This window comes from Bacillus sp. FJAT-49711 (assembly GCF_018343715.1).
Classification (GTDB): Bacteria; Bacillota; Bacilli; order Bacillales; family Bacillaceae_C; genus Lederbergia.
Window position 1 is genome coordinate 297,640 of sequence record NZ_JAGYPL010000001.1, and the last position, 19,724, is coordinate 317,363.

General features: G+C 36.3%; 17 protein-coding genes and 1 other annotated feature. Of the genes, 14 read left to right on the forward strand and 3 right to left on the reverse strand.

Translation table 11 applies throughout. The annotated features are described in order from the left end of the window. Window positions 1-4 precede the first annotated feature (4 nt). Window positions 5-493 (reverse strand): LiaI-LiaF-like domain-containing protein, encoded by a 489-nt coding sequence (locus tag KHA96_RS01485; protein WP_213127527.1) that lies wholly within the window; start codon window positions 491-493, stop codon window positions 5-7. Between the two features lie 194 nt (window positions 494-687). On the opposite strand from KHA96_RS01485, the gene hemA reads away from it, so the two are divergent. From hemA to ysxE, 8 genes are all read left to right on the forward strand, one after another. Then, the gene (gene hemA / locus KHA96_RS01490; RefSeq protein WP_213127528.1) at window positions 688-2,022 is read left to right on the forward strand and encodes a glutamyl-tRNA reductase; all 1,335 of its coding nucleotides are present in this window, start codon (window positions 688-690) and stop codon (window positions 2,020-2,022) included. A 13-nt stretch (window positions 2,023-2,035) separates the two neighbouring features. Then, the gene (gene ccsA / locus KHA96_RS01495) at window positions 2,036-2,863 is read left to right on the forward strand and encodes a cytochrome c biogenesis protein CcsA (RefSeq protein ID WP_213127529.1); all 828 of its coding nucleotides are present in this window, start codon (window positions 2,036-2,038) and stop codon (window positions 2,861-2,863) included. Between the two features lie 239 nt (window positions 2,864-3,102). Beyond that, on the forward strand, window positions 3,103-4,035 hold the full coding sequence (gene hemC / locus KHA96_RS01500; RefSeq protein WP_213127530.1) for a hydroxymethylbilane synthase: 933 nt from the start codon (window positions 3,103-3,105) through the stop codon (window positions 4,033-4,035). Further along, entirely contained in the window at window positions 4,032-4,850 is an 819-nt protein-coding gene (locus KHA96_RS01505; RefSeq protein ID WP_213127531.1) for a uroporphyrinogen-III synthase, read from the forward strand. The genes hemC and KHA96_RS01505 overlap by 4 nt, the downstream gene beginning before the upstream one ends. Beyond that, on the forward strand, window positions 4,843-5,826 hold the full coding sequence (hemB, locus tag KHA96_RS01510; protein ID WP_213127532.1) for a porphobilinogen synthase: 984 nt from the start codon (window positions 4,843-4,845) through the stop codon (window positions 5,824-5,826). Before KHA96_RS01505 ends, hemB begins: the two co-directional genes overlap by 8 nt. A gap of 15 nt (window positions 5,827-5,841) precedes the next feature. After that, window positions 5,842-7,131, forward strand: a complete 1,290-nt coding sequence (gene hemL, locus KHA96_RS01515) for a glutamate-1-semialdehyde 2,1-aminomutase (RefSeq protein ID WP_213127533.1) — start codon at window positions 5,842-5,844, stop codon at window positions 7,129-7,131. Between the two features lie 120 nt (window positions 7,132-7,251). After that, window positions 7,252-8,370, forward strand: a complete 1,119-nt coding sequence (spoVID, locus tag KHA96_RS01520; protein WP_213127534.1) for a stage VI sporulation protein D — start codon at window positions 7,252-7,254, stop codon at window positions 8,368-8,370. Window positions 8,371-8,446: 76 nt separating this feature from the next. Further along, window positions 8,447-9,481, forward strand: a complete 1,035-nt coding sequence (ysxE, locus tag KHA96_RS01525) for a spore coat protein YsxE (protein WP_213127535.1) — start codon at window positions 8,447-8,449, stop codon at window positions 9,479-9,481. A gap of 18 nt (window positions 9,482-9,499) precedes the next feature. Here the strand turns inward: ysxE and KHA96_RS01530 are convergent, their stop codons facing one another. Next, window positions 9,500-9,691 (reverse strand): hypothetical protein, encoded by a 192-nt coding sequence (locus KHA96_RS01530; protein WP_213127536.1) that lies wholly within the window; start codon window positions 9,689-9,691, stop codon window positions 9,500-9,502. Between the two features lie 286 nt (window positions 9,692-9,977). After that, window positions 9,978-10,207, forward strand: a binding site (T-box leader). A 48-nt stretch (window positions 10,208-10,255) separates the two neighbouring features. Here KHA96_RS01530 and KHA96_RS01535 point away from each other — a divergent pair. Both KHA96_RS01535 and KHA96_RS01540 read left to right on the forward strand, forming a co-directional pair. Continuing rightward, window positions 10,256-12,895 carry a valine--tRNA ligase gene (locus KHA96_RS01535; protein ID WP_213127537.1) on the forward strand — a complete coding sequence of 880 codons (2,640 nt, stop codon included), beginning with the start codon at window positions 10,256-10,258 and terminating at the stop codon, window positions 12,893-12,895. Window positions 12,896-12,954: 59 nt separating this feature from the next. Next, window positions 12,955-14,259 (forward strand): bifunctional folylpolyglutamate synthase/dihydrofolate synthase, encoded by a 1,305-nt coding sequence (locus KHA96_RS01540; protein ID WP_213127538.1) that lies wholly within the window; start codon window positions 12,955-12,957, stop codon window positions 14,257-14,259. Window positions 14,260-14,416: 157 nt separating this feature from the next. Here the strand turns inward: KHA96_RS01540 and KHA96_RS01545 are convergent, their stop codons facing one another. Next, window positions 14,417-15,898, reverse strand: a complete 1,482-nt coding sequence (locus KHA96_RS01545; protein ID WP_213127539.1) for a hypothetical protein — start codon at window positions 15,896-15,898, stop codon at window positions 14,417-14,419. Window positions 15,899-15,952: 54 nt separating this feature from the next. On the opposite strand from KHA96_RS01545, the gene KHA96_RS01550 reads away from it, so the two are divergent. The 4 genes from KHA96_RS01550 to KHA96_RS01565 all read left to right on the forward strand — a co-directional run bounded on the left by KHA96_RS01550 (window position 15,953) and on the right by KHA96_RS01565 (window position 19,723). After that, window positions 15,953-16,387 (forward strand): type IV pilus modification PilV family protein, encoded by a 435-nt coding sequence (locus KHA96_RS01550; RefSeq protein ID WP_213127540.1) that lies wholly within the window; start codon window positions 15,953-15,955, stop codon window positions 16,385-16,387. After that, window positions 16,380-16,868 carry a hypothetical protein gene (locus tag KHA96_RS01555; RefSeq protein ID WP_213127541.1) on the forward strand — a complete coding sequence of 163 codons (489 nt, stop codon included), beginning with the start codon at window positions 16,380-16,382 and terminating at the stop codon, window positions 16,866-16,868. Before KHA96_RS01550 ends, KHA96_RS01555 begins: the two co-directional genes overlap by 8 nt. Before the next feature lie 180 nt (window positions 16,869-17,048). Then, the gene (locus KHA96_RS01560; RefSeq protein WP_213127542.1) at window positions 17,049-18,038 is read left to right on the forward strand and encodes a VanW family protein; all 990 of its coding nucleotides are present in this window, start codon (window positions 17,049-17,051) and stop codon (window positions 18,036-18,038) included. Between the two features lie 20 nt (window positions 18,039-18,058). Beyond that, the gene (locus KHA96_RS01565) at window positions 18,059-19,723 is read left to right on the forward strand and encodes a GspE/PulE family protein (RefSeq protein ID WP_213127543.1); all 1,665 of its coding nucleotides are present in this window, start codon (window positions 18,059-18,061) and stop codon (window positions 19,721-19,723) included. Window position 19,724 lies beyond the last annotated feature (1 nt).

The following is a 19,724-nucleotide window of genomic DNA, read 5'->3' on the forward strand; positions in this document are numbered from 1 at the left end:
CCCGTTACTTTTTCCGTTTTATAAATAATAAGTAAGCTCCTACAATAATAAAGAAGTATGGCTGGAAGTTGCTAATACTGGCGATATTATGTCCTTTATTGGCTGACCAATCTACTAATCTCTCAAAAAAAAGTAAAATTGCTGAAATGGTTAGGAAAAGCAAGCCTTGAAAAAGACCTGTCCCCGTTTTCACGTATTTTAGTAATAAACCTACTGCAATTAATAGTAAAAAAATACCAACATGATCAGGCCAAGCTTCGAGTTTATTAGCAATATGGAAATGAAATCCTAATCCAGTTAAAATAACGCCCGGGAGAATTGATTCATAATCCTTGCCAAAATATCCATTGGCAAGAAATCCAATTCCTACGATGACGAGAAGTGTAGGCCATGTGTAAAATCCTTGAAAAGGGGAAAAATGATATTGTTGAAATAGAAAATAAATACCAAATCCGATTAACGTGACACCTGAAAGATAAGATGTTTTTTTCATAAATATTGACACCAGTCCTGTTAGCTTGTATTTCTACTACTCATTTGTTATGTTACATAAGGAATTAGAATATATTTAACATGTCTTAAATATAACACACCTTTCAAGATCTGTTCACATCTTTTTAGAATTCTTCTAATCTGACGTGGTATAATAGACGATAAGAGCAATAAATCTGGAGGTGCAAGAATTTAATGCACATCATTGTAGTAGGACTCAATTATAAGACGGCTCCAGTTGAAATTAGGGAAAGGCTTGCTTTTTCTGAAACGGACTTGCCTTTAGCCATGACAACATTAAAAAACAAAAAAAGTATTTTGGAAAATATGATTGTTTCCACTTGTAATCGTACGGAAGTATACGCGGTTGTGGACCAATTGCATACTGGACGCTACTATATAAAACAATTTTTATCAGAATGGTTTAATCTTGATCAAGAAGAATTTGTGGGCCATTTATATATTCAAGAACATGAATCTGCCGTAGAGCATCTTTTTAAAGTAACCTGCGGTTTGAATTCAATGGTTCTTGGAGAGACCCAAATACTTGGCCAAATTAGAAGTAGTTTCCTAATAGCCCAAGAAAAGGGAGTTACCGGCACTATTTTTAATCATTTAGCAAAACAAGCGATCACTGTGGCTAAGCGTGCACATTCTGAGACAGATATAGGAGCCAATGCTGTTTCTGTAAGTTACGCCGCAGTAGAACTGGCTAAAAAAGTGTTTGGTAATCTAAAGGATAAACATGTTCTTGTCATTGGTGCAGGAAAAATGGGCGAGCTTGCGATTAAAAATCTGTATTCTAACGGTGCTACAAAGGTGACTGTTGTAAATAGGACATTTGAGAAAGCACAGTCTTTGGCAGAACAGTTTTCTGGAAACGCCAAAAATCTTACAGAGCTCCAATGTGCGATGATAGAAGCGGATATTGTCATTAGCTCTACTGGTGCAAATGGCTACATCATCGATAAAACTATGCTTGCCAATATGGAGAAAATTCGAAGAGGGCGTCCTTTATTTCTTATGGATATTGCCGTCCCTAGAGATATTGATCCAGCTGTTTCCGATTTAGATACTGCATTTTTATATGATATTGATGATCTTGAAGGAATTGTTGAAGCCAATATGGTGGAAAGAAAGAAAGCAGCTGATAAAATCATAGTTATGATTGAAGCGGAAATTTCTTCCTTTAATGAATGGGTTAATACACTCGGGGTGGTTCCTGTCATCTCGGCATTGCGTGAAAAAGCGAACACGATCCAACAAAATACGATGGAAAGTATTGAGCGAAAATTACCCAATTTAACTGACCGTGAGCGGAAAATTATTAATAAGCATACAAAAAGCATTATTAACCAGTTGTTAAAGGATCCTATTTTACAGGTAAAAGAGTTTTCAGGGGAACCAATGGCAGCTGAAAAAATTGCTCTTTTTAAACAAATATTTGATTTAGAAGCTTCGAGTAGTGGACAAGCAGAACAACAAGAGAAACATCTAGTGTCTTTCCCGCTTCCTACTTTCCAATCATAAGAGGATGTGTGAAATGATAGAGCTGATGATGTTGAGATTGCCGGAAATTGTTATTGTTATATATGCTTTATCGATTTTATTGTACTTTTTCGATTTTCTTGAACACAATCGGAAGGCAAATCGACTTGCCTTCCTGCTTCTTTCGATTGTTTGGATTCTTCAAACAATTTTTTTATGTTTATATATGTTGGAAACTGGAAGATTCCCTGTTCTTACATTATTTGAAGGCCTTTATTTTTATTCTTGGGTACTCATAACGCTGTCCCTTATGATCCATCGAATTTTAAAGGTCGATTTCACTATATTCTTTACGAATATTCTTGGGTTTACGATTATGGCGATCCATGCGTTTGCCCCTATCCAACGGTCGGCAATGGCAGGACAGCTTATTTCAGAGTTATTATTTATTCATATTACAATGGCTATATTATCTTATGGAGCTTTTACATTATCTTTTGTGTTTTCAGCGCTTTATTTGCTTCAGTATAAATTGCTGAAGGGAAAGATATGGATACAACGTCTTTGGCGTTTGAGTGATTTGGCTAATTTAGAAAAAATATCTTATGTATTAAACTTAATTGGGATTCCATTGCTGCTTTTAAGCCTAATCCTTGGTTTACAATGGGCTTTTATGAAACTTTCATTCTTTCAATGGTATGATCTAAAAATCATTGGTTCCTTTTTCGTTTTATTAGTTTACAGCCTAGTCATATATTTATATAGAAAAAAGGAAATGTATGGGAAGACACTCGCTTTATGGAATACAGCAGCATTTCTTATTGTATTAGTTAACTTTATTTTCATAAGTCGATTATCAAATTTTCATATATGGTATGAGTAATTTAAAGGAAAAGCGTAAACGCCTTGCTCATCGGCGTAAAACTTCAGGGCATTCGACTGAGATAAAGGAAACACGATGAGCCTGCAGGGCGAATCGATGTTGACTACGCAAGCGAGAAGGACAAGAAGTTTGCTAGCCGATAGGCGCTGGAGCTAGACAGCAAAAGCCTATATTCAAAAATATAAACCTAAAAAGTTTATACTTCTTTTATAATTTATATAAAGGCAGGAGATCATTTCATGCGAAAAATCATCATTGGGTCAAGAAGAAGTAAGCTTGCATTAACGCAAACAAATTGGGTCCGTGAACAGCTTGAAAAGCTAGGTGCTCCTTTTGAATTTGAGATTAAAGAAATCGTAACGAAAGGTGATCGAATTCTTGACGTCACTCTTTCAAAAGTGGGAGGAAAGGGACTTTTTGTTAAAGAAATTGAACAAGCCATGATAGATGGTGAAATTGATATGGCAGTTCACAGCATGAAAGATATGCCTGCTGTTCTTCCAGATGGTCTTGTAATCGGTTGTATTCCTGAAAGGGAAGACCCGCGTGACGTGCTAATTTCAAAAAATCATATTAAGCTAAGGGATCTTCCAGCAGGTGCTAAAGTAGGTACGAGCAGCTTAAGAAGAAGTGCTCAAATTTTAGCAATGCGTCCTGATTTGGAAATTAAATGGATTCGCGGAAATATTGAAACTCGTTTGAGTAAGCTTGAAACAGAGGATTATGATGCTATTATCTTAGCTGCTGCTGGACTTTCACGTGTAGGGTGGAAACAAGATATTGTCACTGAATTTCTAGAGCCTCAGAATTGCCTGCCTGCAATTGGACAAGGGGCATTAGGGATAGAATGCCGTACTGATGATGTAGAGTTGCTGGAACATTTGGCAAATTTAACATCTAACATTACAGCTCGGGCTGTTGAAGCAGAACGTGTCTTTTTGCAGGAAATGGAAGGAAGTTGCCAAGTGCCAATAGCGGGATTCGGAAGAATCTTAGATAATGATGAGATTGAGCTTACAGCTCTTGTCGCATCCCCTGATGGAAAAATAGTGTACAAAGAAACAGTGACCGGGTGGGAACCAAGATTAGTAGGCGAAAAAGCTTCTAAACTTTTAATTGATCAAGGAGCAAAGGATTTGATTGATCAAGTGAAGGACGAATTGGAGAAATGAAAAGCAAAGAGCTTCCGTTAAAAGGCAAGCATGTGCTCATTACTCGTGGTGGCGACCAAGGAGAAAAGTTTTGTATGGATGTTGCATCAATGGGAGGGGTCCCTCACATGGTTCCTCTTATTGATTTTCGTGCCCATCATGATCAGAATGCCTCTTATTTTATTAAAAATATGAATCAATATGAGTGGATTATTTTCACTAGTAAAAATGGTGTTCAATATTTTTTCCAACAAATAAATGACAAAATCGAAGAACATATTCTCTATAAGGGCAATATCCAATTTGCAGTTGTTGGCGAAAAAACGAAAGAAGCTCTGCGTCGCTATCGCCTGCCTTCTCGTTTTATGCCTAATGTGTATACGGCTGAAGATTTTGCCCGTGAATTTTTTAATCAAGGGCTAACCGGGAAAAAAGTATTGATTCCAAAAGGTAATCTTGCAAGTAATATTATAGCGGAAAGTTTTAGGATAAGAGGATTTACGGCAGATGAATGGACAGTATATGAAACGTATTATCCTACAAGAGAAACGGATAAACTTATTCTTTTTTTAGAAGAGGATATGCTTGATGTAGCTGCCTTTACAAGCCCATCGACATTCAACCATTTTTTAAAAATAGTAGATCAGCACCATCTTGGACCGCACGCTAAAAAGCTTTTATATGCTGCAATCGGCACGGTAACGAAAAGAACGATTGAACAAACGGGTTACACTACACATATTTGTCCTGAAAAATTTACAATTGATGATATGTTTAATGAAATATGTATGTTTTTCAACAAGCAGGCCAAGGAAGGGAATGTTAGCAATGGGTAAACTTGAATTTAAACGGCACCGGAGATTACGTCATTCCGCAAATATTAGATCGATGGTACGTGAAACACATATACATGTGGAAGACTTTATTTATCCGCTTTTTATCGTAGAAGGTGTAAATGAAAAGAATGAAATTTCTTCCATGCCAGGCGTTTTTCAGTTTTCCTTGGATCTATTGAAGGCGGAACTGGATGAGATTGTAAGTCTTGGAATAAAATCTGTCATTTTATTCGGAGTTCCGAAAGAAAAGGATGATTGTGGTTCCGGGGCCTTCCATGATCATGGGATTGTCCAGGAAGCAACTAGGGAAGTAAAAAAACATTATCCTGAACTCCTTGTAGTAGCGGATACATGTTTATGTGAATATACCGACCACGGTCATTGCGGCGTCGTAGAAAACGGTTATGTATTAAATGACGAAAGCCTTGAATTACTTGTGAAAACGGCAATTAGTCAAGCTAAAGCTGGCGCCGATATAATTGCTCCTTCGAATATGATGGATGGATTTGTTGCAGCAATTAGAGAGGGATTGGATGAAGCGGGATTTGAAAATATTCCAATTATGTCTTATGCAGTTAAATATTCATCCGCTTTTTATGGGCCATTCAGGGATGCGGCAAATAGCACCCCGCAATTTGGCGATCGGAAAACATATCAAATGGATCCTGCCAACAGAATGGAAGCATTTAGGGAAGCACATTCTGATATTGAGGAAGGTGCAGATTTTCTAATTGTAAAGCCAGCACTTTCTTATATGGATATTATTAGAGATGTGAAGAATAACTTTAATGCTCCAATCGTTGCGTATAACGTAAGCGGTGAATATTCAATGATCAAAGCAGCTGCTGTAAACGGATGGATAGACGAAGAAGCGGTGACGATGGAGATGCTTACTGGTTTGAAACGTGCTGGCGCCGATATTATTATTACTTATTTTGCGAAAGATGCTGCAAGGTGGCTGCAACGGATTAAATAGATGGAGGTTTTGTCGATGCGTTCTTTCGAAAAGTCAAAGCAAGCTTTTAAAGAAGCAGTAAATCTTATGCCGGGTGGGGTAAACAGTCCTGTTCGTGCTTTTAAATCGGTCGATATGGATCCGATTTTTATGAAAAGAGGAAAAGGTTCTAGAATCTATGATATTGACGGCAATGATTACATTGATTACGTTTTATCATGGGGACCATTAATTCTAGGCCACGCAAATGATCGTGTTGTAGAAGCGATAAAAAAAGTGGCGGAAAACGGGACAAGCTTTGGAGCTCCAACGGTAATAGAAAATAAACTTGCTAAGCTTGTTGAGGAGCGAGTTCCATCCATTGAAATCATTCGAATGGTTTCCTCTGGAACAGAAGCAACGATGAGTGCCTTGCGGCTTGCTAGAGGCTATACAAGCCGAAATAAAATATTGAAATTTGAAGGCTGCTATCATGGCCATGGAGATTCACTTTTGATTAAAGCTGGCTCAGGTGTTGCAACACTCGGATTGCCTGATAGCCCTGGAGTACCTGAAAGTGTTGCTAAAAATACGATTACCGTTCCATACAATGATTTGGAAAGTGTACGATATGCCTTCAAAGAATTTGGAGATGACATTGCTTGTATTATTGTCGAACCAGTTGCAGGAAATATGGGCGTCGTACCTCCATTACCTGGATTTTTGGAAGGTCTACGAGAAGTTACAAATAAGTATGGAGCATTATTAATTTTTGATGAAGTGATGACTGGTTTCCGGGTTGGTTATAATTGCGCGCAGGGGTATTTTGGGATTTCTCCTGACTTGACTTGCCTAGGGAAAGTAATTGGTGGTGGCCTTCCGGTTGGAGCATATGGTGGAAGAGCAGAAATTATGGAAAAGATAGCTCCAAGTGGTCCGATCTATCAAGCAGGTACACTTTCAGGAAACCCACTTGCTATGACTGCTGGATATGAGACACTATCCCAACTGACTCCTGAAACATATGAGGAATTCAATCGAAAAGCTGATCAACTGGAAGTGGGATTGAAAGAGGCTGCGGAAATGTATAATATTCCACATACAATTAATCGTGCTGGTTCAATGATTGGAATTTTCTTTACGAATGAAAAAGTAATTAATTATGAAAGTGCTAAGAAATCAGATTTAAAATTATTTGCTAGATATTACAAGGGGATGGCCGAAAACGGTGTGTTTTTACCACCTTCCCAGTTTGAAGGTCTATTCCTTTCTACAGCACATACCGACGATGATATTGCAAAAACAATTGAGGCTCTTAAAACGACTTTTAGTGAGCTTAAGAAGTAATAATGCTAGGAGTGATGGTAAATGCCATTACTCCTATTTTTTTTTCATAAAATTATATATTCACTCATAGGCTGTAGTGACCGATATTATTTGCATTGGAAATGAAAGGAGGAATCAATCTTGCCCGATCGCCAACAAACATCTTTAAAATTCCCATTGGAAGAAACTGTATGGTTTCAAAAAGGACAGGAAGTAGATGAACTTATATCTATATCATTGGATCCAAATATATCGATTATAGATGAAGATGATTATGTTGTACTAAAAGGAACCCTCGAGCTAAACGGTGAATTTAATCATGGCTTAGGAAACAAAGCGATTGGAGATTTTCCTGAAACCGGAAGGACGTATATTGAAGCAGTAAATATCCGAAATGAAGAAGAAAGCATCTTTTCTCATCGATTCCCAGTCGATATTACAATTCCAAAAAGAAGAATTGTTAATGTGGATGATATGGAAATTGAAATCCATGCGTTTGATTACGAGTTAGAAGACAATTGCAGGTTAAAGCTCATTGCAGATATTTATGTGCACGGTATTTATGAGGAAGGAACGGAAATACGTGATTCTTTTGAAGAAAGTTTGGAAGATGAAGAACAGCTTAATGATGTTTTTGAAGGGGACGATGAACAAGAACAAGTAGAAGAAGAGCTTGTAGAGGTAGAGTTATTAGCACGTTCATCTAATGATGATGAGGATCAAGAAGATGAAGAATTATTTGAACCTTTTTCAGTTGAAGCAAGAGTTCTTCCGCAAGAAGGATTTGAAAGTAATGAAAAAATACATTTTAATCCTTCCATTCCAAAAATACCAGAACTTTCATTTGAAACATTAGCACAACGTACGTTAGATTTTTTTCCTTTTGAAAATAGAGTCGAATCCACACAGCATGATAACGTAGAATCCCCAATTGAATATTATGAATCCTCTTATGAATCATCGAGTAGTATTGAATCTAGCCCAGAAGAGGAAAAAACACACGTTAAGAAAAAGAAAGATAAATACAAATCAATGTCTTTCGCGGACTTTTTTGCTCGAAAGGAAGATGAGTCTCATACAAAAATGAGAGTTCGCCTTATTCAACAAGGAGACTCAATTCAGCAACTTGCAGATAAATATGAAGTAACTGTCCAACAAATATTGCGGGCGAATCGTTTGGAAGCTAGTCATGAAGTGTATGAAGGGCAAGTTTTATATATTCCAGCGAAAGTCAATTCTCCCCTTAAGAAAAACAGATGAATACCTAATTAAGGAGGACTCCTGCACGGCAGTTTGTCCTCTTTTTTAGATTAGTGTATAAAGCAGGTGAGATTGTATGACAGGCTTTACAAATGAGGAAATAGGCAGGTTGGCAAATTATTATGGATTAACAATGAATTTTGTTGAAAAACATGGGCGAGTTTATAAAATATACACTGATAAAGGGGAATTTGCCTTTAAGCAAATCGAGGCAAAAAAAGGGCTTGATTTCCTTCGCTATGTTCAACATTTGTATCAACAGGGCTATAACAGGATTGTTCCAATTTATCCTACCTTAGATGGTAGATATGCGATCTTAGAAGGGAATTCGCTTTTTTATTTAATGCCTTGGCTAGAAAACAAAGAAAGAGAAGGGCGACTACAAAAGAATAAAGATTTATTTCGTGAGCTTGCTCGCCTCCATACATTATCTGTTCGTGAAGTTCCTATTACGAAAGAAATGAGGGAAGAACATTATGAACAAACAACGGCACGTTGGGAAAGCGAAAGAGAGGCACTAGAATCCTTTGCAGAACAATGTGAAAGAACGGTTTATATGTCTCCTTTCCAACTTCTTTATTGTACTTTTTTCAGTGAAATTAATGGTGCTGAGCGATTCGCTTTAGATAAAATAAAAGAATGGAAAGAGGCTACGGATGAAGAAACAAAAGCTCGAAGCGTCATAATTCATGGGAAATTATCTAATGAACATTTTCTTTATGATGAAAATGGCACTGGTTATTTCACAAACTTCGAACAAGCACAAATAGCCTCTCCCATTCATGATTTACTTCCTTTTTTAGACAGGACATTGAGTACCCACCCCAAAAGGTTTGATGAGAGTATAGAATGGTTGGACACGTACTTTCGGCATTTCCCTTTTAAAGCAGAAGAGATGCTTTTATTTCTTAGTTATTTAGCCCATCCAGGTGCAATTTTCAGAGTGGCAGAAAGATACTTTTCATCTGGTAAAGATAAAAATGAAATGAAATTTGTAAATCAATTACAACATCAATATTGGCGTATGAAAAACACAGAATATGTGGTGGTAAAGCTTGAGGAAAGAGAAAGAATGAAAAAAGAACAACAGCAAACACCCCCCTCCAACTAATTTATGGAAGGGGATTGTTTATATCCACTCGTAGTGGTACGCAAGTGAAATGGCAATAAAAATCGCCAATAATAATACATCAATCGTAGTAGGGAATATAAAAGTCCGGATTGCCTGGAAAATGGTAAAAGGGATGATAAGTTGCTTACAAACTGCTTTAAAATTCTTAAACCAATTTTGAAACGTGTACTGATTAAACTTTCTTTTCACTTATTTTTACCTCCTCCCTAAAAGCCCCCTATTATAAAATATGAGTTTTTTGGTTATTATGTGAATAGAAAAGCTGAAACGCTGCTCATCGACGTTCATTCTTCGTAAAGGAAATACGATGAGACTTGAAAGTCAGAGTCTTCCTTATGGTAGGGAACAAGTAAGCAATTGGCTAGTCGATAGGTGATGCATCTAGACATATTAAGCCTATTTTTCAAAAAAATAATGAGAAATTATTGCTTTATGAATCGAATTTCGCTACTATAATGAATAATAGCGAGAACGAATAAATGCATTGACAGGGAAGAGTACATGAGTGAATTGTTTTTTAGAGAGGGAATCAGTGCTGAAAGATTCCTAAACAGTTCCGATGGAAGGTCGCCCTCGAGCAGCTTCTGTGAAACTTAAGTAGTAGAAGCCGGTTAAGAGCCGTTATGAACATAAGTGCCAGATCATAAGTTTTTTTTGATCTGTGAAAAAAGGTGGTACCGCGAACCCGCTCCCTTCGTCCTTTTAACGAGGGGGGCTTTTTTATTTTCTATTATTGGTTAGGAGGAAAAACAAATGGAAGAATTAACGATGCCTACGAAATACGAGCCGCAAAGTATTGAAAAAGGCAGATATGACTGGTGGCTAGAAGGCAAATTTTTTGAAGCGAAAAATGACTTGGAAAAAGAGCCATATACGATTGTAATTCCACCACCAAATGTAACTGGGAAACTGCATCTTGGCCATGCATGGGATACAACGCTTCAAGACATTTTAACACGGATGAAAAGAATGCAAGGGTATAATGTTTTATGGCTTCCAGGTATGGACCACGCTGGAATTGCTACTCAAGCAAAAGTGGAAGAAAAGTTAAGAGAAGAAGGTAAGACACGATATGATTTAGGCCGCGAAAAATTTCTAGAAGAAACATGGAGATGGAAAGAAGAGTATGCTGACTTTATTCGTCAGCAATGGGCTAAGCTTGGATTAGGGCTTGATTATTCAAGAGAACGTTTTACACTGGACGAAGGCCTATCGAATGCTGTCCGCGAAGTTTTTGTTTCCTTATACAATGAAGGCTTGATTTACCGTGGAGAGTACATTATTAACTGGGATCCAGCTACAAAAACAGCACTTTCAGATATTGAAGTTATTTATAAAGATGTTCAAGGTGCTTTTTATCATATGAATTACCCACTTGCAGATGGAAGTGGCAGTATTGAAGTTGCAACTACACGTCCAGAAACAATGCTTGGTGATACTGGAGTTGCCGTACATCCTGAAGACGCGCGCTATAAACATTTGATTGGAAAAACGGTTATTCTTCCAATCATTGGTCGTGAAATTCCAATTATTGCAGATGATTATGTTGATATGGAATTTGGTTCTGGGGCTGTGAAAATCACTCCAGCTCATGATCCAAATGACTTTGAAATTGGAAATCGTCATAATCTTGAACGAGTTCTTGTTATGAACGAAGACGGTACGATGAATGAAAAAGCAGGAAAATATAACAGCCTCGACCGTTTTGAATGTCGTAAGCAAATCGTTAAGGACCTTCAAGATGCAGGAGTACTTTTCAAAATTGAAGAGCATTTACATTCGGTTGGTCACTCTGAGAGAAGTGGTGCAGTTGTAGAACCGTATTTATCGACGCAATGGTTTGTTAAAATGCAGCCACTTGCCGATAAGGCAATCGAATTACAAAAGAGTGAAGAAAAAGTTAATTTCGTACCTGACCGTTTTGAAAAAATTTATATGCATTGGATCGAAAATATTCGTGATTGGTGCATTTCTCGTCAACTTTGGTGGGGCCATCGAATTCCTGCTTGGTACCATAAAGAAACAGGAGAAATTTTTGTAGGATATGAGGCGCCTGTAGATGAAGAAAATTGGGAACAGGATAAAGATGTTCTTGATACATGGTTCAGCTCGGCATTGTGGCCATTTTCAACAATGGGTTGGCCAAAAGAAGAAGAAAGTGATTTTAAACGATACTATCCCAACGATTGCCTCGTAACAGGCTACGATATTATTTCTTTCTGGGTATCAAGGATGATTTTCCAAGGCCTAAAATTCACGGATAAGCGTCCGTTTCGTGATGTATTGATTCATGGACTTGTTCGTGATGCAGAAGGAGTAAAAATGAGTAAGTCGTTAGGGAATGGCGTCGACCCAATGGAAGTTATTGATAAGTATGGCGCAGATTCACTACGTTACTTTTTATCAACAGGAAGTTCACCGGGTCAGGACCTACGCTTCAGTATGGAAAAGATTGAAGCTGTATGGAATTTTTCTAATAAGATTTGGAATGCCTCAAGATTTGCATTGATGAATATGGATGGACTCACATATGAGGAGATTGATTTGTCAGGAGAAAAATCAGTTGCAGATAAATGGATTTTAACTCGTCTTAACGACACGATTGAAACAGTTACGAAGCTCGCTGAAAAATACGAGTTTGGAGAAGTAGGCCGTGCACTATACAATTTTATTTGGGACGATCTTTGTGACTGGTATATTGAGATGGCGAAGTTGCCATTATATAGTGAGGATGAAAAGGCAAAACTGACTACTCGCTCCGTTCTCGCGTATGTTTTGGATAACACAATGCGCTTACTGCATCCGTTTATGCCATTTATAACGGAGGAAATATGGCAAAACCTTCCTCATCAAGGAGAATCTATTACAATTGCTGCTTGGCCACAAGTTGATTCAAGTCTATCAGATCAAACAGCAGCGAGTGAAATGAAACTTTTGATGGATATCATTCATTCTGTTCGTACAATTAGGGCAGAAGTGAACACGCCGATGAGCAAGAAAATAAAAATGATGCTTAAGGCAAGAGATGAAGAGGTTCTTGCGGCGTTAGAAAAAAACAAACATTTCATCGAAAGATTTTGTAATCCTGAAGAACTAGAGATTGCTATTAACATTACTCCGCCGGAAAAATCGATGTCTGCTGTAGTAACTGGTGCAGAACTCTTTTTACCATTAGCCGGGCTTATCAATATTGAAGAGGAAATTGTTCGACTAGAAAAAGAATGGGATAAGTGGAACAAAGAAGTAGAACGTGTTCAAAAGAAACTTTCTAACGAAAAATTTATCAGCAAAGCACCACAGTCCATTGTTGATGAAGAACGTGCGAAAGAGAAGGATTATTTGGAAAAGCGTGCAACAGTAGAAGAAAGGCTAAAGGAAATAAAATCAGAGTAAAGAGAGAAGCGAATCCGATTAGGATTCGCTTTGATAATGAAGACAAGAGGTGCAAGTGAATGTTGCAATCATACGAAGAAGCACTTGAATGGATACATTCTCGATTAAGATTAGGAATAAAACCAGGATTAAAAAGAATGGAATGGATGCTTGAAAGATTAGGAAACCCTGAGAAGGGGCTTAAGGCCATTCATGTCGGAGGAACAAATGGGAAAGGCTCTACCGTTGCATACCTTCGCTCAATCTTGAATGAAGCTGGATATAGGGTGGGCACCTTTACTTCTCCATACATCGAACAATTTAATGAAAGAATTAGTGTGGATGGACAGCCGATTCAAGATCAAGAAATAACGGAATTGACCAATATTATAAAACCGCTGGCAAAGGAATTAGAACAGACAGAGCTTGGATCTCCTACTGAATTCGAAGTCATTACGGCGATGGCTCTTTATTACTTTTCCAAGATAAACCCAATGGATATAACGGTTATCGAAGTAGGTCTTGGCGGAAGGTTTGATTCAACGAATGTCATTGAACCGATTGCTACGATCATCACGAATGTTGGTATGGATCACACGCAAATATTGGGTGACACGATAAGCAAAATTGCTTTTGAAAAGGCAGGGATTATTAAGAAAAACACCCCGATTATTACGTGTGTGCAAAATGAAAAAGCTTTATCTGTTTTGAAAGAAACTGCAAATGAAAAGTGTGCAGAGATGATACAAATCAAAAAGGATTTTTTTGTTACGGATCATCGTTCTTTAGAGGATTGTGAACAATTTACATATTCATCAACAGTGGATGAGATGAATGAATTGCAACTTTCACTTCTAGGCAAGCATCAAACTGAAAATGCTGCAGGAGCTATAGCGGCGATAGAGTTTTTAAATAATACCGGAGCCATTCTTGTAGATGAATATAATATTAGGACAGGCCTAAAGAAGGCATATTGGCCAGGAAGAATGGAGATATTGCAGGAACATCCTACTGTGTTAATAGATGGTGCACACAATCCTGAGGGTGTACAAGCATTTGCAAATGCTATTCGGCAGCGTTATCAAGGCAGGAAGGTAAAAATTATCTTTTCAGCCTTAAAAGATAAGGATCTGACTGAAATGTTTTCGATCTTTAAACAAATGGATGTAGAACTCTATTTAACCGAATTTGATTTTCCAAGAGCGGCTTCGGCGCAGGAATTAAAGGAATTATGCAATAATCCATTAGCTAAAGCAGAATCGAATTGGCAAGAATTAATGAAATCATTGATTTCTTCTTTGCAAGACGATGAGGTATTAGCCATAACCGGATCACTTTATTTTATCTCAACGATTAAGCCGTTTTTAGTGGGGAATTTAAAATAAGAAACGACTATTCTACCAATTAATTCCGGGAATTCAACAACTTAACACAAACTATTAACAGTTAATCAATCGATAATAGTTTGAATCTCATTATATAATTGTAAAAAATAAAAAAAAGCAGATGGACAATTCATCTGCTTTTTTATAATGAATTTCTCTATTTAAAAGGCGCAAGGGTGGGATTATTAATAAATTCTTCTACATTAATAAAGGTAATAGATGGATTATAACCAGTATAGAATCCATCTCTAGCAATGACAATCCCCTTAAATGCCCCACCTTTAAAAGTTACTTTTCCATTTGGAGCAAATAAAATTCCGGTCAGCTCACTACTCCCAAAATTATTAAGAGTAATATCACCTTTACTAATGATAATCACGTTTCTTCTATTACTTTGATAATCATCTAGTTTAAAAGAATTTTTTGAAAAGACCTTGCTGCCATCAGTTAAATTTCCACTTGAACGCACTTCGTAACCATTGGCGCTGTACCACGAATCTTCACGAAAAGAAGGGGGAAGAATATGAATATTTTCAGGTATTACTTTTGTTTCCCCATGTTGATTAAAATTCTTTAAAATCCCAACTAAATTACCTGATTGTTCTTTTATAATAGTTCCTGCAATATAGATTTCATTTGCATTGATTTTTGCTGACCAATTTTTAAAAGTTACATTTCCAGTAATGATGACTTTCTTCCCTTTTATTTCGGCACTATCATTAAAAGATACACTTCCATCAATATAAATAGTGTCTCCATGTATTTTCGCAGCTCCGTTATTTAATTGCACATCCCCATCAATGATAACTTTCTTCCCATTAATATCAGCACTGCTATTATGAGTGACATTTCCATCAATATAAATAGTATTGCCATAAATCTTTGCTCCGCCATTATTTAATTGAACATGGCCCCCGATTCTTACTAATTCCGTATTGTTATAATCTCCGAGTTGTGTGCTGCTTTCAAATTTAACTTCATTTCCTTTTTTATCAATATATATTTTTCTAACTGTTAATACATTATTACCGCCAAATACTAAATTTGAATTGTTGAGATTATTGATAACAACGGTTCCCGCTCCATTTTTATCCGTTTTTACAGGTGTTGATCCGAAGATACCTAAATCTGTTCCATAAACAAAAATATTATTATTTTTCAAATAATCATAGAAATTTTCATCTTTGATAGGTGGATCAGGTATTGGTTCCTTCGGTACATTTATGACAAAGTTTTCTCTTTTCTGTTTTTCCATGAATGTATCAACTTCAAAACTATAATTATGTTCTTTATTTGTAAGCTTGAGCTCAACATGCCCTTCATTATTATTTCTAGGAGTCCAACATTTTTCTTTCTTTAATTCTGCTTTATCTATATATATTTCCAATGCTAATTTGTCATCTATAAGTGATTGATCATAGCAAACTTCGCCCTTATTTTTTAATTGATACCTCATATTCGACATAATTATATTTGCTTCTTGCCTTAATTCGACATGTGCTTGCGTTTTATCATTGAACTTTTTAGTAGTGGAAAGTACACTAAAGGTTAGACCTATAATTAATGTCGAAATGGCTAAGGTGGTCAATAATTCTATGAGAGTAATTCCCTTTTGTTGTGATACATACTTTTTAATCAACTTGGTTCACCACACTTTTTAATAGTTTGATATCTTTTATGGAAGGATAAGATTATGGATAAGATAATCAAAAAATACTTAAATCATAAAGGTTTAACGCTTATAGAAATACTAGCTTCCATTACAATTTTAACAATTGTTATTTTATCATTCTTAGCCTTTTTCTCCCAAGCTATGCTTTTTTCAGGCAAGGCAGAGGACCGTGTAACTTCAATAAATATTGCTGAGACAGTATTAAGTAATGTAAAAGATCAAACAGCTGATTATACAGGCAAGAATCCCCGTACAATAGACGAAAAACAATACAAAGAAATAGAACCTATAATTATAAATAATAAGTCCTACTATCCATATGTAAATAAAACACAAGAAACGCCAGAGGAATTAAAATTACAAACTGTCCATGTTTTGATATTTACTCATAAAAGTGATAATACACCTGTTTCTGAAACCTACGGTTATCTTAAGTTGGAGGATAAAGATGAATAACTATATTAAAAAACAAAACGGCTATGCTCTCATTCTAGTCCTCTTAATCATTACTATTATTGCAGTACTAACACCGCCTATTATATCAAGTATCATGAGTAGTACCCACCAATATAAGAAAGTCGAACAAAATATACAAATTGAAAATTTAAGAGAAATGGGCATAACATATTTGGAAGGCGTAGTTGAGCAATCCGTTAATAAACTAAATACTGAAATTAAGTACTCGAACGATTCAGTGGAATATAAAAATAAATTAGAATCCAATATTGCAAAGTTTATTCCTGGAAATCAAATTACAAAGAAATTTAAAGAAGAAGGGCAACAATTTCGTTTGAAGATTAATTTAGTGAACATTGATAAAAACAACCAAATTGTTATTGATTACCAAGTCACACCATCCTTAAATAATTCATTTGATGACACAAATACTTCAAATGAGGAAGCCATCGTTCATTTAGTGCAGGAAACTGATAAATAGTTTATGGAATTCGTTTGATATGACAATTAATAACAATGTCACACCTTATTCAACAAAAATAAAATATTTTCGCCACATACCCCTATCATCTTTCAAATTACTTACCACTATTATACAATAATCATAGACTGAAGTGATAGAAATGGGATAAAAGCACTGTGACTAAAGGAGGGGTGAGCAATGGCTATAGGAAAAACAAAAGTTATATTTCTATTGCTCCTAATTTCGTGTTTAATTATTGGTTGCTCCCGTTTTAATGACAACATTTCCAACAATCCTCAAGCATCAACGAAGGAACCTAAAGAGGAAGAAGTTATTTCAGATAACGAACTTACTAATAACGAATTTATGATTAGTGAAGTAAATAGGGAGTTCCAAAATACCCCCAGATTCCAATTGCTGTTAGATTCGCTACAAAATGTGGAGATTAAAGGCAAATCACAATTTTCGATTTTACAACATATCGAGAAAGCTAACCTATCATCTGTTGAAAGTGAAAATATGAGCGAGGTTGCTTCAATCTTATATGAACTCATAATTCAATCAAATCTTATTGTGATGGAAAGGAACATAAGTAATACATTTAATGATGAATTCATTTTAGGCCTCGAAGCAAAAGTGGATCCCCAGTCTAAGCTCGATTTTAGCTTTTATAACCCAAACGAAGAACCTATTCATATTGAATGGAAACAAAGTAAAGGAAGCTTAAATGCAATATTATTTGGCTCCATTCAAAAAGAACAATATCGAATTCGTTTTGAGGAAGAAAAGTCATACAAACCAAGAATCATTAAACAATATAGTCCAGCCATTACAAACAACGATTTTCAAGTAAAAGAAAAAGGAAATGATGGCAAGTCAATAACTGTAATTAAAGAAAAGATGGATGTTAACGGTAGAGTGGTAGATAAAGAAGTAGTTGCAGAAGATTTTTACTTGCCTGTCCATAAAATAGAGATTCATAGATTGCTAAAAGCCAGTGAAAAAAATATCGATGAAGAAGGCTCCCTAGAACAAGATAATAATCAAGTTGAGCAAGTTAATGATGAAGATAACAATGAATTGGATCAAAATGAGCAAGTAAAGGAAAAAGACTCAAATGAAATGAAGCAAAATGAGACGGAAACAAATGACATTATTTGGACGGACCCAGGGGATATTTCGAAATAATCTCAGGAGAGATGATAAACATGGTAAAGGCTAGGAAACGGCTTGGTGATTTACTCGTTGAATCTGGAATTATATCAGATTCGCAGCTTCAACAAGCATTAAAAGAACAAAGTGAAAGTCAACGGCTTGGTGATACATTAGTTCAGAGAGGATATATAACAGAGCAACAATTAATTGAAGTTTTAGAGTTCCAACTAGGTATACCTCATATTAGTCTCTATCGCTATCCTTTTGATCCTAAATTATTCTCGATCATACCTAAAGTTGTTGCTAAAAGAAACCTTATTATCCCGTTAAAAAAAGAAGGCGACAAGCTTTTTGTCGCGATGGCAGACCCAATGGATTTTTATACTATCGAAGATTTAAGATTAGCAACTGGGTTTCATGTAGAAGCAGCAATTGCTACAAAAGATGATATTTTAAGGGCAATTAATAAATATTATGATATGAATGATCAATTTGATGATATAGCGGAACAAATTCCAGAGGTTGTTCAAGTTGTTGAACAGGAAGAAATTACTGACCAAGACTCTCCAGTCGTCAAACTAGTTAATCAAATATTTACAAATGCTTTTGTACAAAGAGCAAGTGATATTCATATTGATCCACAGGAGACAAAAATAATCATTCGCTACAGAGTCGATGGTTTATTACGAACTGAACGAACTTTGCCAAAGTATATGCAAAGTGTACTGACGGCAAGAATTAAAATTATGGCAAATTTAGATATTACCGAACATCGTATTCCTCAGGATGGGCGGATAAAAACAAATATAGAATTTCGTCATGTCGATGTACGTGTTTCAACGTTGCCAACTGTTTTTGGTGAAAAAATTGTGTTGCGAATAATGGATTTGAGCAGTAGACTAAATGATCTTAATCAACTTGGCTTTAACAAGAAAAACTTAGAACGGCTGCTTCATATGATTGAGAAGCCACATGGGATTGTGCTGTTGACAGGTCCGACTGGTTCAGGGAAATCTTCCACTTTATATGCTGCTTTAAACCATTTAAATAGTGAAGAGATGAATATTATTACAATTGAGGATCCAGTTGAATATCAATTGGAAGGCATTAATCAAATTCAAATCAATTCGAATGTAGGTTTAACGTTTGCTACTGGCTTAAGGTCTATTTTAAGACAAGACCCGAATATTATTATGATCGGGGAAATCCGTGATAAGGAAACTGTGGAAATTGCCATTCGTGCATCACTCACAGGTCATTTAGTTTTATCGACAATCCATACTAATGATTCTTTAAGTACAGTCACACGCCTATTTGATATGGGTGTGGAACCATTTTTGATTGCAAATTCAGTTACTGGGATTGTGGCGCAGCGTCTCGTTCGAAAAGTATGCCGCGATTGTGCCGAAATGCATGAACCATCCCAGCGTGAAATTGCCATTTTTGCAAAACGAGGGATGAGTATTGAAAAAGTAGTTCGTGGAAGTGGCTGTGCATCCTGTAATATGACGGGATACCGAGGACGAATAGCAATACAGGAAGTTCTTGAAGTAAATGCAGAGTTGCGTAGAGCAATGATGAATAATGAACCATTCTCAAAGCTGCGTGAGCTGGCGATCGAAAACGAAACGATTTTCCTAATTGATGATGGGTTATTAAAAGTACAACAAGGAATTACAACGACAGAAGAAGTATTGCGAATTGCGCTAGTGGAGTAGG

What these genes read in the sequence shown, in the direction of transcription:
- KHA96_RS01485 (WP_213127527.1), bottom strand. Translation starts at nt 493, where the DNA reads ATGAAAAAAACATCTTATCTTTCAGGTGTCACGTTAATCGGATTTGGT.
- hemA (WP_213127528.1), top strand. Translation starts at nt 688, where the DNA reads ATGCACATCATTGTAGTAGGACTCAATTATAAGACGGCTCCAGTTGAA.
- ccsA (WP_213127529.1), top strand. Translation starts at nt 2,036, where the DNA reads ATGATAGAGCTGATGATGTTGAGATTGCCGGAAATTGTTATTGTTATA.
- hemC (WP_213127530.1), top strand. Translation starts at nt 3,103, where the DNA reads ATGCGAAAAATCATCATTGGGTCAAGAAGAAGTAAGCTTGCATTAACG.
- KHA96_RS01505 (WP_213127531.1), top strand. Translation starts at nt 4,032, where the DNA reads ATGAAAAGCAAAGAGCTTCCGTTAAAAGGCAAGCATGTGCTCATTACT.
- hemB (WP_213127532.1), top strand. Translation starts at nt 4,843, where the DNA reads ATGGGTAAACTTGAATTTAAACGGCACCGGAGATTACGTCATTCCGCA.
- hemL (WP_213127533.1), top strand. Translation starts at nt 5,842, where the DNA reads ATGCGTTCTTTCGAAAAGTCAAAGCAAGCTTTTAAAGAAGCAGTAAAT.
- ysxE (WP_213127535.1), top strand. Translation starts at nt 8,447, where the DNA reads ATGACAGGCTTTACAAATGAGGAAATAGGCAGGTTGGCAAATTATTAT.
- KHA96_RS01535 (WP_213127537.1), top strand. Translation starts at nt 10,256, where the DNA reads ATGGAAGAATTAACGATGCCTACGAAATACGAGCCGCAAAGTATTGAA.
- KHA96_RS01540 (WP_213127538.1), top strand. Translation starts at nt 12,955, where the DNA reads ATGTTGCAATCATACGAAGAAGCACTTGAATGGATACATTCTCGATTA.
- KHA96_RS01550 (WP_213127540.1), top strand. Translation starts at nt 15,953, where the DNA reads ATGGATAAGATAATCAAAAAATACTTAAATCATAAAGGTTTAACGCTT.
- KHA96_RS01555 (WP_213127541.1), top strand. Translation starts at nt 16,380, where the DNA reads ATGAATAACTATATTAAAAAACAAAACGGCTATGCTCTCATTCTAGTC.
- KHA96_RS01560 (WP_213127542.1), top strand. Translation starts at nt 17,049, where the DNA reads ATGGCTATAGGAAAAACAAAAGTTATATTTCTATTGCTCCTAATTTCG.
- KHA96_RS01565 (WP_213127543.1), top strand. Translation starts at nt 18,059, where the DNA reads ATGGTAAAGGCTAGGAAACGGCTTGGTGATTTACTCGTTGAATCTGGA.